Below are 15168 nucleotides of genomic sequence, written 5' to 3'. Positions count from 1 at the left end.
CCTTCCGATCTCGACCAGGCGCTCCCCGAAGTCCATCTCCAGCTGCCGGCCCGGCGGCGTCTCAAACCCGCGTCGTCGCCAGCGCCTCCGCCTTCAGCGCCGATAGGGCTGCACGGCGCGTTGCAGTGTCCGCCGGCTGCCGGCCACGCCTTTCTCGGCCAACAGGTCCTGGCGCACCACGTCGGCATTGCCGCGATGCCGAATGAGCCTCTCCCGCAGCCAACCCTCAAGGCCGTCAAGACGCTTCGGCCGCTCAGGCGACTTGAACGGCTTCACCCCGCCCGCCGCCACGTAGCCCTTCACCGTGTGATGGCTGCAGCCCAGCTGTCGCGCAATCCGCTTCAGATCCCACCCGCACGCCCTCAGGCGCAACATCTCCGCCACGTCATCCGGCGTCTTCATCACCTGCCCCCGTGGATCAATCCACGACGAGCCTTCAGTGATTCGTTCCTGCTTCATTCACTCTCTCCTCAGCTGTCCGAGGAAGGGGCAATTCCTCGTGACCCTGAGGGGGCAATTTTCCATGGCGCGCGACACGCCGTGAACGCGCTGCGCCGGCGCGCGGCGTAAGATCTGTCCCTCCGAGCCAGGATCTGGTCGACTCGGCGGCAGAGACAACAACCTTTCAACCTTGTCGCTTCAAACGGCACTGCTCAGAAGTTAACGCCCTGATGACGGTCAGCTTACCAATTCGACGCGGCCGGTGTCGAGCCGATAAAGACCCCAGACGACCTTCAGCCTATTCTGCTCGATTGCTAAATTTAAAATCGGAGCCGCCGATTTGAGTTTATTGACGTTGTCGACTACATTTTGCCGGATCGCATTTGCGAGTGCATCCCCGCTTTCCTGGGAAGACGCTTTTACCGCGGCCGCAAGTGCGGCGGCGAGAGATGGAATGTGCCCAGGCAAAGACTTGGACTCGATCGTAGCACCGACGGCGCCGCAGAGATCGTGGCCAAGTACCAGGACCACCGGCGTATTTAGCACGGTCACCGCATATTCAATGCTGGCGAGCATTTCATCGTTGGCGAAATTACCAGCGACACGGCAGACGAACAGATCGCCAAGTCCGCTATTGAAAACATGTTCGGGTGCGATACGTGAATCGGCGCAAGTTAGGACCGCCGCATATGGATGCGTCGTGATAGGTCCTGGACGTAGCGCGCATTGCTTTCCATTAGGCGCTTCAGCGAAGCGTCCGGCGTGAGAAGGTTGTCCGGTTTTGGCGGCGCCGCTGCCTCCATGGCGCCCGCAATCCTACCGCCCAGCAGCATGCCCGCCGCCGAAGCCGTGAACAGCATAGCGAACGGCGAGACGGCGTCATCGGATAAGGCAAGCTCGGGAGGCAGTCGTCACACATGTTTTCCCTCTTCGTGTGCTGCTCTACGCTGTCTCGTCGCTTCGGGCTCCGCCTCGCTGCGGAACCAGCGCTAACCCAGCGCCTTACCTATGGAGTTGCACCAACTCAGTTGCACAGATGTGTTCGCCCTAGCGCCTCTCGTTGCGCTTGATGACACCGCGATGAGCGTTATCCAAAATGGCTCCGAGAAGGAGTTCTAAAGGGTCGTTAGGCAACCTGATCAGGATTTCGAGACAACGTCACCGCCTCCCAAACAGCCGTTCTTCAGGCGGCATGCGATCCACTAGATTAGGATGAGTGGAGCGAACGCGGAGCCGCGCGAACGGCCTTAGCGCCGGAATCCATCGATGTGCGCAGGCAGCGGTGAGCACGAACGAAGTGGGCATCCTGGTCACTAGCGCTCCTCGGGTAATGTAGCACGATCGAAGTTGTCATCCGTGCGTGCCGAATGGGATACCTATCACATTCCGACGCGGCTAAGAACGGCTCAAGCCTCATTCCAATTTCTAGACGAACTTCGCGCCGTCCCGCAGTTCGCAGACCAATTCCCCCAGGTTCATGATCTTGGCCGGCCCGGCCACCAGCTTTGAGGCCCGCACCGTGAGTTTGCCTTCGCGGCTGAGGCTGTGGCGGATGTATTCCGTCACTGGGTACCCGGAACTGTCCACGGTTTGATGAGCGTTGGAGAAGTTGATGCCGTTCTGGGCAGTCACCCTGAAGGCATTGATAATTGGCCCGCCCTGTGTGGCCGAGCCGGGTTTTGTTGCCCGCCGGTAAGACCAACCTCTCCCTGGCACGCCCCATCGATCTCGGAGTTTCGGTGAGTAGCGGATCACCATTGGTGGCCGCTCTTAATGAACAACCAAGAGACGCTGCCCTGACGATTTGACGAAAGTCGAGAGCCTGTGCTTGATTCGGTGGAGCCAGTTCTTGTTGTTACCCGACGGAACCTGCGCAGGTGATTGGGTATGTGGGCCTAAGGGTGCGTAGCGCTTGCAAATGATTATGATCGATCCCGCGGAGTGCGAGTCACTTCGTGCAATGCCTGCGAATTGCGAGAACGACTGGCGTCTCGGCGGGCTTGTCACTGGATCCTCCGCATTATGACGCGCCGTGCTGACATGTGCTCGCGCTCGCTGCACCAAGCAGCGGCAAATTCTCCGCGCGAGGGCCTTTCTTGAGCACGTGCCGTTGCAAGTTAGGCGCGCCATAAATGTTTCTAGCGCGATTACGGACCGGTCTGTGAAATGCCAGAGCAGGGCACCTCTGCTCCATCGGTGAGTAGTGTAAAGCTCATCACAATACTTTCGAAGCTAACACTGCATTGTCAGGTTTGAGCCAAGGGGCGCGACCGAGCGACTGGAGAACCGCCAATTTTCAGGCGGCACGCTGCTTGCTTCGTTCGGACCGGCGGGCACAGTCCCGCCCATGACCGCTGTCGAAACCGAATGTACGTCTTCTGTCCGCTTTCGGCCAGCTCGCAAGTCGCGCGAGCCGGGCGGCCCACCCAGCCCAGGACCACTCCCATGAAACACTCGCTCCTCGCCGCCGTGTTGCTCTCGCTGACGTGTTTGTCCTTCACGGCGGTGCCCCAGGAGTGGGCCGCTGCGGCCCGGGTGGACGATTCCTTCCTTTGCCTCGAGGAAATCGAAGAGCCACGCGCACTGGATTTGGCCCGCGCCGAGAATGACAAGACGCTCGGCGCGCTCCAATCAGATCCCCGCAATCGCCGCTTCTATGAGGAGGCCATCAGCATCCTTCAGGCCAAAGACCGGATTTCCTATGTTTCGTTGGAACGCCGGGGTCTCAGCAATTTCTCGCAGGACGAGAACCACGTGCGCGGCATCTGGCGGCGTACTACGCTTGACAGCTATCGCGGCCAGGACCCGCACTGGGAGACCATCCTCGATATTGACGCGCTGGCGGTCGCGGGTAAGAAAAGCTGGGTCTTTAAAGGCGCTACCTGCCTGCCGCCCCAAGTGCGCCTGTGCCTCGTCCAATTTTCTGATGGCGGTAAGGACGCTGTGCTCGTCCGAGAGTTCGACCCGGACACCAACGCCTTCGTCACGACCGGTTTCGCTCTTCTGGAGGGAAAGCAGGCCGTCAGCTGGGTCGACCGCCACACGGTCCTCACTGCACGGGATTGGGGAGAACGGACCCTGACGCAGGTTGGCTGCCCTTTCCTCTTGAAGGAGCTCAAGCGCGCTCAGCCGCTCGTTCGAGCGCGCGAGGTCTTCCGTGGGGAGCCGACCCATGCCGTGGCGGCGCCCTTCGTGCTGCGGGATAATGAAGCCAAAGTACATGCGGCCGGCGCCATGCGCGCCATAAGCTTCTTCGAGCAGGAGTATCCTATGAGAATATCGACGGCGGACATAGCGCGACCGCCAATCTTACGGATACGCGCGACGGCTGGCACTCGAATACACCTATGCATCCAGGCGGCTTGTGGATTGAGTGCGGTTGACGGGCGAGTTCGTTAAGGTCGCCAGTGCAAATGGCGGCTTGTCAGCATCAGCGCGTTTGGTCGGAGAGATCAGTGACCAGGCCGCATCCGTGTTTGTCATGACCCGCCACTGCGGGACGTCGTTGTGCTCTATGGCTTCACTCCAGCCATCCCGCGTCCGGCGGGATGGCTTCGCAAACCTGAATATCTAGAACTCTCACAGCCACAAGAGCTCTCCTTCGTTGCGCTCGAGCATTCGCAATGGTGCGTTAATTCCATCTCGGAGCAGTGGGCGACATGGAGCGGAGAATGCACAAGCCTTCGATCGTCAAGAGGCAGCGTGCGGCATGAGGTTTTGGACCTGTAAAGCGCTCACGGTCAACGCGATCTGTTCCCGGCTACATCAACGTAGCGAGTCGGTTCACGCTGATCACTTGAGCCATGATTGGCATCGTCAGCCGCAGGAAATGTGCGTGCGGGCTTGCGCTCCGACGGACAGGTGAATCACGAAATACAATGGAATCCATTCATGAGCGACATGACAACTCAGATTCATTCGCACGCGGTCGTGTGGATCGACCACCTCATTGCTAAGATATTCTCCATAGGTTTAACGGGCGTCAGCGCGACGGCCGTACGCGCGCATTTGGCGCCCCAGCGTCTTGATTGCAAAGCGCATACTGGCTCTGCCGTGAATGACGATCCGACGTTTGTCGTCAGGGTAGGTCGGGCGCTGAGTAGCTGCACTGATCTGCTGATCATCGGACCGGGAACCGAGAAGACCGAGCTGATGAACTTCCTGAGAGTGAACAGGCCGGATCTCACCCTGCACGTCGAGACAAGTAATCCTCCGACCGACCGGGAAATTGTAGCGGTTGGGCGAAAGGTCTTCCGTCTCGATTGAGTTGGCGATGTTCTTCTTCTGATTGTGGACGGTGCAACAGATCGGACCAAATTACGAGAGATGAGGATCGCTCTTCCCGGGGACCACCACCTAGCTCGCGCATCCGTTTACAGCGATGGATAGGCGCGGGGACCAATGCTATTTAAGTCAGTAGCGCCAATGGGTGGCTACCGCGACCGGGCGTTCTCAGGTGTTCGCCTTGACCAGCCGCCGACGTCGAGGCCGCAGGGAAAGACTGTGCAGAATGGCGATCACCCGCTCGTCCTCCCGGTGACATGCCTACCAGCGGACTCGCAAAACCCCAAGCGGAACGTCTAGCAACTGCTGATCGTCATTTCCGCAGAGCGCATAGCGAGAGATCAGAACAACGAACTGAAAAAGTCGCGAGCAAAAAATGACCCCCGGCATTTTTCTGCCGGGGATCGCATTTTACAGAGAGTTGGATCAGAAGTCCATGCCGCCCATGCCGCCGCCCGGGGGCATCGCGGGCGCGCCGGTGTTCTTCTTCGGCAGCTCGGCGACCATGGCTTCCGTGGTGATCAGCAGCGCCGCCACCGAGGCAGCGTTCTGGATCGCGGCGCGGACCACCTTGGTCGGGTCGATGATGCCCTTGCTGACGAGGTTGCCATACTCGCCCGTCTGCGAGTCGAAGCCGTAGGCGTATTGCTCCTTCTCCAGGATCTTGCCGACGATCACCGAGCCGTCTTCACCGGCGTTGATCGCGATCTGGCGAGCGGGCGCGGAGAGCGCCTTGCGCACGATCTCGACGCCGGTCTTCTGGTCGTCGTTCTTCGTGCGCAGACCCTTGAGCTGCTCGGAGGCACGGAGCAGGGCGACGCCGCCGCCCGGGACGATCCCTTCCTCGACCGCGGCGCGGGTCGCATGCATCGCGTCATCAACGCGATCCTTGCGCTCCTTCACCTCGACCTCGGTCGCGCCGCCGACGCGGATCACCGCGACGCCGCCGGCGAGCTTGGCCAGACGCTCCTGGAGCTTCTCACGGTCGTAATCCGAGGTGGTTTCCTCGATCTGCGCCTTGATCTGAGCCACGCGCGCCTCGATGTCGGCCTTCTTGCCGGCGCCGCTCACGATCGTGGTGTTCTCCTTGTCGATCATCACCTTCTTGGCGCGACCGAGCATGTTGAGCGTGACGTTCTCGAGCTTGATGCCGAGGTCTTCCGAGATCGCCTGGCCGCCGGTCAGGATCGCGATGTCCTGGAGCATGGCCTTGCGGCGATCGCCGAAGCCCGGAGCCTTGACGGCCGCGACCTTCAGGCCGCCGCGCAGGCGGTTCACGACCAGGGTCGCGAGGGCTTCACCCTCGACGTCCTCGGCGACGATGACCAGCGGCTTGCCGGTCTGCACCACGGCCTCGAGCAGCGGCAGCAGCTCGTTCAGCGAGGAGAGCTTCTTCTCGTTGATGAGGATATAGGCGTCGTCCATCTCAACGCGCATCTTGTCGGCGTTGGTGACGAAGTAGGGCGAGATGTAGCCGCGGTCGAACTGCATGCCCTCGACGACGTCGAGCTCGGTTTCCAGCGACTTGGCTTCCTCGACGGTGATCACCCCCTCGTTGCCGACCTTCTTCATGGCGTCGGAGAGGAACTTGCCGATCTCGGCGTCGCCGTTGGCCGAGATGGTGCCGACCTGGGCGATCTCGTCGTTCGAGGTGACCTTCTTGGAGTTCTTGACGAGGTCGGCGACCACGGCTTCCACGGCCAGGTCGATACCACGCTTCAGGTCCATCGGGTTCATGCCGGCGGCAACCGACTTGGCGCCTTCACGAACGATCGCAGCGGCAAGCACCGTTGCGGTGGTGGTGCCGTCGCCGGCCGCATCGGCGGACTTGGAGGCGACTTCGCGCACCATCTGCGCACCCATGTTCTCGAACTTGTCGTCGAGCTCGATCTCCTTGGCGACGGTGACGCCGTCCTTGGTGATGCGGGGAGCGCCGAACGACTTGTCGAGCACGACGTTGCGTCCCTTGGGGCCGAGCGTGACCTTTACCGCGTTGTTGAGAATTTCGACGCCGCGCAACATGCGGTCGCGGGCGTCTACGCCGAACTTGACTTCTTTGGCTGACATGTGGGTTTTCCTGAATGTTTTACTTGGTCTCACCCTTGGCGACGCCCAGCAGGCGCTCCTCAGGATGAGCGGTGCGAGCGATGGTTTAGGCGGCCTTCTTCTTGGCGGACGCGTCCGTGAGAACGCCCAGGATGTCGCTCTCCTTCATGATCAACAGCTCCTGGCCGTCGATCTTGACCTCGGTGCCTGACCACTTGCCGAACAGGACGCGGTCGCCGACCAGGACGTCGATCGGGATCAGCTTGCCACTCTCGTCGCGGCCTCCGGGGCCGACGGCGATGACTTCACCTTGCGAAGGCTTTTCCTTGGCAGTGTCCGGAATGATGATGCCGCCAGCGGTCTTTTCTTCGGCGTCGATACGCTTGACCACGACCCGGTCGTGAAGCGGACGGAATTCCATGCAGATCTCCTAAACATTTACACCCGTTGAAGATTTCACGATTGCTAGCAATCGCTGCCTGCGAGTGCCAATGCAGGCGCAGCTGAAATAGGACCGATTTTTTGGGGAACAAGTGTTTGTAGCAGGAAAATCGGCTGGGCCCGCGGGATCTCTGTGGGGCTGCCCCAAATCACCTCTTCGAGTTTGCCGCCGAGCGTCGTTCTTCTTCTGAGTGAGTCGTATGGCTCTGTCTCTCGACCTAATGTCATCTACAGTTCAATTCCTCTGCCCTAAATTCGAGATGGTAAAGGCCCGCCGATCTGGTGCCGGTTCAAATGAGAATCGTCGGCTGATTTCGTTCTAAGATTGCGATGCGTTTAGAACCTAACGCGGAGGTCGGGAATTGGAGGTATCGCTCCGCTTGATCGATGATCCGATACTCAGCAACTCGAGGCCAGGCAACGCTGGCTGCGAGAGCTAGCGCAGATCGTTCGGCACCTCGTCCAGTATCAGATCACCTTTGCGCGCCGAAGTCGCTGCTGGGCGGATCGCCCGTGCTCCAGACAGCGTGCGCGCCGATGCCCCGGTTTGCGCGAAAGGGCATGCCGGCATCGCGATAGGTCTATATGCGCAAACAGCTCGCCAAACTGTCCGGCGGCCATGACCTGGCCAAGGCGTTCAACTAAATCCTGAAGCGATGGGCGAGCTGTGAAGACGCCGGTGGCGGCGTGCTGATCAATACCGGAGTCAGCGTAGTTGTGATCTCGACAGGAACAAGAGCTGCACGGAATCTCCGCCCGGTCGCCCCTGGTGCACTTGTCGAAGCCTGGTGAACAGCAGGCTGTGAGCCACCCCGTACCGGCGCGCGACGCCGCAGACCGTCTCGCCAGCCTGCAAGGTCCATCCGACATGACGAACCTTCTCGTCGTAACTCCATCGCCGCCGACCTTCGGCGCCGAACACATCGACTTGCATTCGCCACGTGACCTTAAAGCTAGACTTAAGATGCTGCCTTGTGCTTTGGGCGCGTCTTTAGCTTTGGAGCTTGATAGGATTCATGTTGGACATCGTACACATACTGTGCGCCTCGGATTTACCTGCGACACAACCGAGTCGTCCGAAAAGTCTCACACGACAAGCTATCTAAGGCGCTTGAATCGCACCTTACGTCAAAATGTGACGTATCGAAATAGGCGGCGACAGGCTTCGGTACCCGAAGCCCGTCCGAACGAGTGACATAGAGTGCAAATGTCCCAAATCCTAGGCTCATGCAAGATGAGCCCGGTCATCAGCGACTGTCGTGAAGCTCGCTGTGGCTGGTTCATAGAAACGCGCGTCCGACAGATGCGCTTGGCTCACCGCCGGATGGTAAGACGCCGCTCACATTGGGCACAGGCGCGGATATGACGCGGGTTGTCCCCCGGAAGAGCGGGGCTGCGGGAAAGCCGGCTGCCCGGATCTGTCAGCGGAAAGTCAAATGGTCGCGCTACTCGAGCACGATCATAAGACTAGGGCACGTTGACTGGCGGCATGGACGCGGTCAGCCGCGGCACAAAGCCATCTTGGTGTCGGCCGCGTGCCGCCAACACTATTGTAAGCGCCACAAAAACGATCAGAAGTCCACGCATTCCAAAGAATCACCCACCAATTCCATCGCAATTATGAAACGGCTGACAGCTGATGCGCTTGCTCTAAGCTCGCCGCGAAAATGCCGCCGCGTTCAATGCAGGCTGTTAGGCTTGCAAAGTCGAAAAGATAGGCCCACTCAGTCGCCAAAATCAATATTCCTTGTATTTCCGAGTAAGTCTGCGAACCGGGTGGTCACGCTTGAAAAATGCACCGCGTGCGTATGATGTCCTTGTGGCGGTAAGACGTGGTCCGCTACGATGCCGATCTCGCGATGCCAGCCCATGCACCGGTAAATTCCGGCATAGGGAGCCGTGGCTCCTCGCTCATGATTCTGGTCAAATGGCTCGCTGTTAGACTCGCGCAGATAACGCCCGTTCTTATAGACCGCGATTCGTCATCTCTCGATCGGCTAGCTTAACTTTGCCTAGATCGTTGCCTTCGTCCACCGATAGAGCGGATAACTTTGACGCCGTTTTCCTCTGCCGCGGCGACATACTCCGCAAAGGCGTCGAACTGACATTTCGGTGCCGCACCATGCGCCGTGAGTATATCGAATAGAGGCCTCAGTGCCGGATCGCGAAAATTTCGACGTATTGATTCCGCTACCGCAGTATCGCGGACATCAAACCTAACTTGATATTGCCACTGCGAGGTCACGAGGCCCTACCGCTTCGCCATGCACTGGCTCATTCTATGCCAGTTCGCTCTGGTTACAAAACGAGACATCGCCAACTTCTGCCACCACAAAGCCCACCAGACTTTATGTGGCGAACTTTAGAATTCACCTGATTAGTATGTTCATGAGCAACTACGCGGCGGGCAACACGGTAAGTTCATCCTGCCCTACAGCCACGATCTTATCGACCGAGAACCCGTTGAATCTCGCCATTTGCGTATAGGCGCCCACATTCTGGAATTCAATCCAATCGCCTTCGTGCAAATCGCGTGGCAGTGAATACGAGAATCCAAGCCTGTCCGTGCCGTCGCAAGTTGGGCCGAAGATGATGAAGTCCTGCCACTCCTCAGTCTGGATCGGCCGTCCCCCACGCCAAGCACGGGCGGGCAGCAGAAAATATTGCCGGGCAGGTGAGAGCCCGCTGAAGATGCCCGCGCCGCAGTAGAGCGCCCCGTCTTTTCTTAAGATCACCCGGCAAAACAAAGAGATGCTATCATGAACCAGTGCTCGTCCGGGCTCACACAAGAGTTCAACACGCTTCAGTGCATCCGTTTCGCGCACAAGTTTCGTGATGTCGGAGAGCATGCTCAAGGGAGAGTTATAGGGGACGTTCAGATAATGGCCGGGAAAGCCGCCACCAATATCGAGCGCTGTGGGAGCCGGAGAAACAGCTTCTATAATGTCGACGGCCGCCCGAATGCCATGCAGATACGGATCGACAACGATCGTTTGGGAACCTGGGTGAAAGGCCAAGCCCGTGGTCCAGCGCGATTGCGCGTTGACGAGACCCAGCAGACGGCTCGCTTCGGCGGGCGAGACACCAAACTTGCCGTTTAAGTCTAAGATGGCGCACGTCCCGCTACACTTGAACCGGACGTAGATTCGTATTTCCGGATCATGCGACGGCAGCACCTCAAGGAGCTTCCGCAGCTCGGCTTCGCAATCGATCACATAGTCGCGAACCCCCAGATCTCGGAACGTCCGTTCGATATCGCGACGAGATTTCACGGGATTCATGAACCATGAACAGGCCCGGGGAACAGTCGAATGGACAAGGCGAGCTTCGGCCAGCGACGCCACGTCGAATCCGGCCACTCCGGCGCGAGAGACCGCGTGAAGAATTTTGGGCAACGGATTCGCCTTCACCGCATACAGCACGCGTCCTGAGAAATGCTCGGTGAATTCGCGCGTGACGGATGCAAGACGCCCCTCATCGAACGTATAGAAGGCATCAACTTCCGCACTTTCCAATGATCTTACCAAGCTCATATTGCACCATTCCTCGCGCGCCAGAAGGGGAGTGGCCAGCGCCGTTGTTGCCGGCTGCGAGAGCAACGACCATGCCAGCGCTCCCCACGCGTTGAACCGCCTGATTACGCTTCGAAACAGCTCGCCATGCGCCACGGTGATGTCTTCTTTCGTACACGGCTGTGAAAAGCCAGACAAAGATCGAGGGGCCGCGCTGGGTCCCCGCAAACTTCAACGGGTTACCTCGCTCAGCGTCGATCCTCCGCAGCTTCTCGTCAACATCAACAGGCAAGCCTCCTCGTTTTCTCTAATTGCGCGCCACAGGACCTTTGGAGCGGATATCCTTGGCGCGGATCAACGCGACATTGCCGCACGCTTCAGTAATGGCCGATTCAAAGGCAAAGAGCGTTTCGACGGTTTCTCCTGGACGAGAGGTGCCAGTGGCGTGCCCTTGCTTGGCGAGGCATTGGCTGCACTCGAATGCGAAGTCGACGAGATCATCGAACGGTATTCGCACGGGATCGTCGTCGGACGCCTCGTCGACGTCGGACTGTCCCAGCGGCTGTCTGGCCTCGCATATTAAAACTCCGAGTATGTCGAGATCGGCTCTCGCCCGATTTCAACCTGATCGCTGCCGCAGGCTCTCCTGTTTGCTCCATGGCGGACCAGCAGGATTTAGATGGTGAAGCGCGCTAAAGCCATCCATTCAGGCGCAGAGTTGATCTGAGAAGCTGAGCCCGCCTTCTGCGAGCGTGCTTGTTTATCTTTCGATAGAGCGCCCGCAGATTGCGGCCTGTGCGGAGGAGCCCGCGCCACCGCGAGTGTACTTAGAGCTATGGCCGCGATCGTATCGTGCGTTTTTTTTCATTGCCTGTGCAGCGTTAATGCGCCGAGTGCCTGTTGGCGCGGTTAAACATCGATTTGTTGAACGAGATGGACGCTGAAGCGGCATGATCTTTCCCGATATCTTTGTGCGCATGCCAATTACTTTCACATGGACGCTCTTGACCGTCATCTATTATCTCGGCAACGAGAGCTATTATAGATCGAGAGAAAGAATGATGAATGTGATTGATCAAGCGAACGGTTCGGAGTTGCCGCCCGTCTTGCAGAAGTCATCAAGACGCCTTCCGTGGGTTTTTGGATTTATCGCCGTCTTCATCGGGCTATGCGTTGGGGGTGCATTTTACTGGCCCCATATCGACCGAATGATCGAGGCGTTAACGGCACGTGAAGTCGTCCCAATGCCGGCGTTGTCACCTGAAGACAAGGCAGCGCTTTCGGAGATCCGGTCGGGGCAACAGGAGGTGAGCGAGGAGATTTCAGCGCTTAACCGCAACATCGATGCGCAGCAAGCCGATTTGAAACGGATGTTAGATCAAATCGCAGCCCTGACCTCAAGAATTGAGTCTCTGCAGAACATTGCTGCGCCTCTTCCTGCAGATATTCGTCCGCCGGCAGCCCAGGCCGCATCAAAGCCGACTACAAGAGCCACTCGCCCGCCTAAACCAGAAGGGCCGGTTTCCGTCGGGGGCGCGCCGCTGGTTCCGGAGCCGGAGACGGACCGCCGATGATCTAATCATGAAGCCTCGAGCCTGCCAGACATGGCCTCACTGAGAGGATGCAAGTCGAACTAGGAGCGAAGATCGCGGTGCTCACGTTCGGTCCTCCCAGGCGCATTCGGTGAGGAGGACGAGAATGCGGCTCGACCGGTCGAGTCCGAGATCGCTTGTATGGCTCGGGTCTGCGAGCGCAGCCATAGCACCCGCCAGGCCCGCTGCACCGGACGGCGTGGTGGCGAGGCCATCATGGGCGGAGAGTACGCGAACAGCATCCACCAATTCCGCCTCGGGCACGGTGATGGCCCGAGCGCCGTGACGCCTGAGCACCGCAACGGCGGGCGCACTCGCCTGGCCGCAGGAGAGCATCTCCGCGGATGTTCGGAGATCGCCCATCACCCGAATCGGGTGACCGGCCGCGAGCGCGGGCGCAAGACACGCGGCGGTTTCCGGCTCGACCGTCACGATGCATCCCGGAGGTGCCAGCCAGCCCGAGAGGCCCTCGGCGATGGCAGCGGCGAGTCCGCCGACACCAGCTTGTATAAAGACGTGTGTCGGACGCCCATGGCCGGCGAAGTCTACTTGATCGCGGATTTCCGCCGCCGTAACGCCGTATCCCGCCATGACGTCGCAAACGATGGGATCGTTCGGATCGTCGGTCGTGTCGGCGACAAGAATGCCGGCGCCCTGGCAGGCCGCGGCTGCGGCCGCATCAACTGCATTGTCGTAGGTGCCCGGCACCCAGACGATCTCGGCACCCTGATTCTCGATGCGGCGCGCGCGCGCGTTCGGCACGCCCTCGTGCAGGAACACGCGGGCGGGCGCCCCGGCAAAGCGCGCGGCGGCAGCTACCGCGAGCCCGTGATTACCGTCACTGGCGCAGACCAGGGTCGGCTGCCCCTTAGGTCGGGCCGCGAGAAGGTCGGCCAACTGCATGCGCGAGGCCCGGGCGAGCGCGCGCAACCCGGCATAGGTGCCACCAAGCGACTTGAAGCTGCCGAGCATGCGGCGGCCCTCGTCTTTCGCTAGCACCTGCGCCACTCCGAGCCGCTCCGCAAGCGTCGGAAGGTTCAGGAGTGGCGTCGGCGCGTATGCGGGATCGAGGCGGCCAAGCTCGGCTGCGATCGCATTGACTGGTGAAGAGGTGCTGTTCATGCGTTGATCTTGCCCGCTACAGGTGACGGCTGCTGCTGGAGCGTTGCACAGCAACTCTTTCCGCCGATCATAACCAGCTGTACCTGCGAGCACCATCCTCGAGGACTTCGATCGCGCGCTTCTCCCAGGGGCCCTTTTCGCGCTCGCGTCCGCCTACGCAAGTTTAAATTGCGGTTGGAGCGATCCCAGCGAAGCTCGACTGAAGGATTGCGGCGATGGCCCTCGCGGGTCCAACTCTGCGACGGAGCCCATCTACACCGACGCGAGCGCCATTGTGCGGGATGCTGCGGATCTTCGCGGATATCACGTCGCAGAACCAGCCGACGTTTCGAGCGAACAGTACTTAGGCTCTTGGGTAGTATTCGCCTGCGTGATCAAGGCGACCGTTTCCGTCATCAAAGTCTGGTCCTCCCTGCATGTGCACTCCGGTATTCGGCAAATGTGTGTTGTGTTCGATTCCGACGCGGTCGTGTTTCAATGCAGGCTCGTGTGTCGCGAAAACGACATTCCCGAAGCGAGGCAGCGGCGCTTTACAGATCGAAGGAAGTTCTGTCATATTTTATATGCGTTAAGTTTGGCCTCGGCGTGGGTGGCCGCTACTGGGTCACGCGGACGCTATGACATAGTGAACGAGTCTCCCATCACGTCAGCGAAAAGCGTATCGCCAACCGCGCTACTGTGACGCCAGAAAGCCCGACCTTCCAGTTCAAATTAATCAATTCGCGCCTCGCGGGCTCCCCCGTGCGACTGCCACCTTTCACATCCGTAACAGCCATGGCAGGATTTCTGCACTGTCAGCACGGCGAGACGAGTTAGGACCGTTGGATTGCTCTCGCCCCGCGCGGCCAGAGTTAGAACCTTCTCGGCGAGGCAAGCCTTCAATGAAGACGTCCGCTTTGCTTCAGGCACCATCCGGACAGCATCCTCCAGAGCACCTTTCAGCACAGCATGCAGCTTGGTTTGAGGGGGTGGATATGACATGGCGCAAAATCCTGAAAACTTAGAATCAAACGATGAGGGCCCAGCATGTCCCAGCCTCCTGATGGTCCATCAAGACGGTAACGATGTTTAGTTTTGAGGTGGCGGTCAGTGGCTCAGCTGTGCCCAAAACGAATACAATGACTAGGACCCGTTGAATGTGACAGTGGAGCTTCACCGACAGCTAAATTTTTGTTCTGGTCATTGCTGCGATCTCGACACTAACGCGACCGGAAAGTCGTGCGGCTTCGGCATTGCCGAAGGCATTCTGCCGTGGTGACGTCCAGATCAAGCTGAAGTGACGCTTGTGCTACGCGGCTTCGTCTTCGAGCCGGACGTGCAGTTGGTGTGTCCCGCGATTGAAGAGGAGTTCGGATCAGCCGAGGCCCGAACGGTCTCTACAGGCAAGCATTGATGGGGCAAGCCACGTCTCTGCATACTATACTCTGGGCGCTAAGCCGCGGCGATATGTGCCGGCGAGGGGCGCGTTGAGGGTGCGCTAGACACTGCCCCGCGGCGGCATAGTGCGTCGGTTCGCGAGGACCTTGCCGATAAAGCGGCTGCCGCAGATCACAAGATCTAGGCATTGACCCCGCTGAGGCCCAGGGCCGCGTTCCAACTTCTTAAGAGCATAAGGTGTCGCCCCTTTGGCCTAGTTATTCGTTAGCGCCCGCTCGAAAGCCGATCACCGCCTCTCGTATGTTGAGTATAGCCGCTGCGCTCTGTTTGCTCACTGAGGCGTCAGGACAGGG

Annotated in this window: 10 protein-coding genes and 1 pseudogene; 4 read left to right on the top strand and 7 right to left on the bottom strand. The window is 59.4% G+C overall.

Translation table 11 applies throughout. From position 1 onward, the window contains the following. Positions 1–93: 93 nt before the first annotated feature. From IVA92_RS13295 to IVA92_RS13285, 3 genes and pseudogenes are all read right to left on the bottom strand, one after another. Complete coding sequence (locus IVA92_RS13295) at positions 94–459, bottom strand: helix-turn-helix domain-containing protein (protein ID WP_247277990.1); 366 nt, start codon at positions 457–459, stop codon at positions 94–96. Positions 460–678: 219 nt separating this feature from the next. Beyond that, positions 679–1360: pseudogene (locus tag IVA92_RS35875) on the bottom strand (carbonic anhydrase). A 506-nt stretch (positions 1361–1866) separates the two neighbouring features. Beyond that, complete coding sequence (locus IVA92_RS13285; protein ID WP_247277989.1) at positions 1867–2199, bottom strand: VirK family protein; 333 nt, start codon at positions 2197–2199, stop codon at positions 1867–1869. Between the two features lie 687 nt (positions 2200–2886). On the opposite strand from IVA92_RS13285, the gene IVA92_RS13280 reads away from it, so the two are divergent. Both IVA92_RS13280 and IVA92_RS13275 read left to right on the top strand, forming a co-directional pair. Next, positions 2887–3840: a hypothetical protein gene (locus IVA92_RS13280; RefSeq protein WP_247277988.1), complete on the top strand. Its 954-nt coding sequence runs from the start codon at positions 2887–2889 to the stop codon at positions 3838–3840. Between the two features lie 492 nt (positions 3841–4332). Further along, positions 4333–4707 (top strand): hypothetical protein, encoded by a 375-nt coding sequence (locus IVA92_RS13275; RefSeq protein WP_247277987.1) that lies wholly within the window; start codon positions 4333–4335, stop codon positions 4705–4707. 444 nt (positions 4708–5151) lie between these two features. On the opposite strand, the gene groL is transcribed toward IVA92_RS13275, so the two are convergent. From groL to IVA92_RS13260, 3 genes are all read right to left on the bottom strand, one after another. Then, the gene (gene groL / locus IVA92_RS13270) at positions 5152–6792 is read right to left on the bottom strand and encodes a chaperonin GroEL (protein WP_247277986.1); all 1641 of its coding nucleotides are present in this window, start codon (positions 6790–6792) and stop codon (positions 5152–5154) included. Positions 6793–6877: 85 nt separating this feature from the next. Further along, positions 6878–7192, bottom strand: coding sequence for a co-chaperone GroES (gene groES, locus IVA92_RS13265; RefSeq protein WP_247277985.1), 315 nt, complete (start codon positions 7190–7192; stop codon positions 6878–6880). Between the two features lie 2416 nt (positions 7193–9608). Then, the gene (locus IVA92_RS13260) at positions 9609–10745 is read right to left on the bottom strand and encodes an alanine racemase (RefSeq protein ID WP_247277984.1); all 1137 of its coding nucleotides are present in this window, start codon (positions 10743–10745) and stop codon (positions 9609–9611) included. Positions 10746–10776: 31 nt separating this feature from the next. On the opposite strand from IVA92_RS13260, the gene IVA92_RS13255 reads away from it, so the two are divergent. Both IVA92_RS13255 and IVA92_RS13250 read left to right on the top strand, forming a co-directional pair. Next, positions 10777–11307 (top strand): flavin reductase family protein, encoded by a 531-nt coding sequence (locus tag IVA92_RS13255; protein WP_247277983.1) that lies wholly within the window; start codon positions 10777–10779, stop codon positions 11305–11307. Between the two features lie 367 nt (positions 11308–11674). Then, positions 11675–12298, top strand: a complete 624-nt coding sequence (locus tag IVA92_RS13250) for a hypothetical protein (protein WP_247277982.1) — start codon at positions 11675–11677, stop codon at positions 12296–12298. 81 nt (positions 12299–12379) lie between these two features. Here the strand turns inward: IVA92_RS13250 and IVA92_RS13245 are convergent, their stop codons facing one another. After that, positions 12380–13438: a pyridoxal-phosphate dependent enzyme gene (locus IVA92_RS13245; protein ID WP_247277981.1), complete on the bottom strand. Its 1059-nt coding sequence runs from the start codon at positions 13436–13438 to the stop codon at positions 12380–12382. Between the last annotated feature and the right edge of the window lie 1730 nt (positions 13439–15168).

Source organism: Bradyrhizobium sp. 154 (assembly GCF_023073875.1).
GTDB lineage: Bacteria > Pseudomonadota > Alphaproteobacteria > Rhizobiales > Xanthobacteraceae > Bradyrhizobium.
This window is presented reverse-complemented; position numbering and strand designations above follow the sequence as displayed.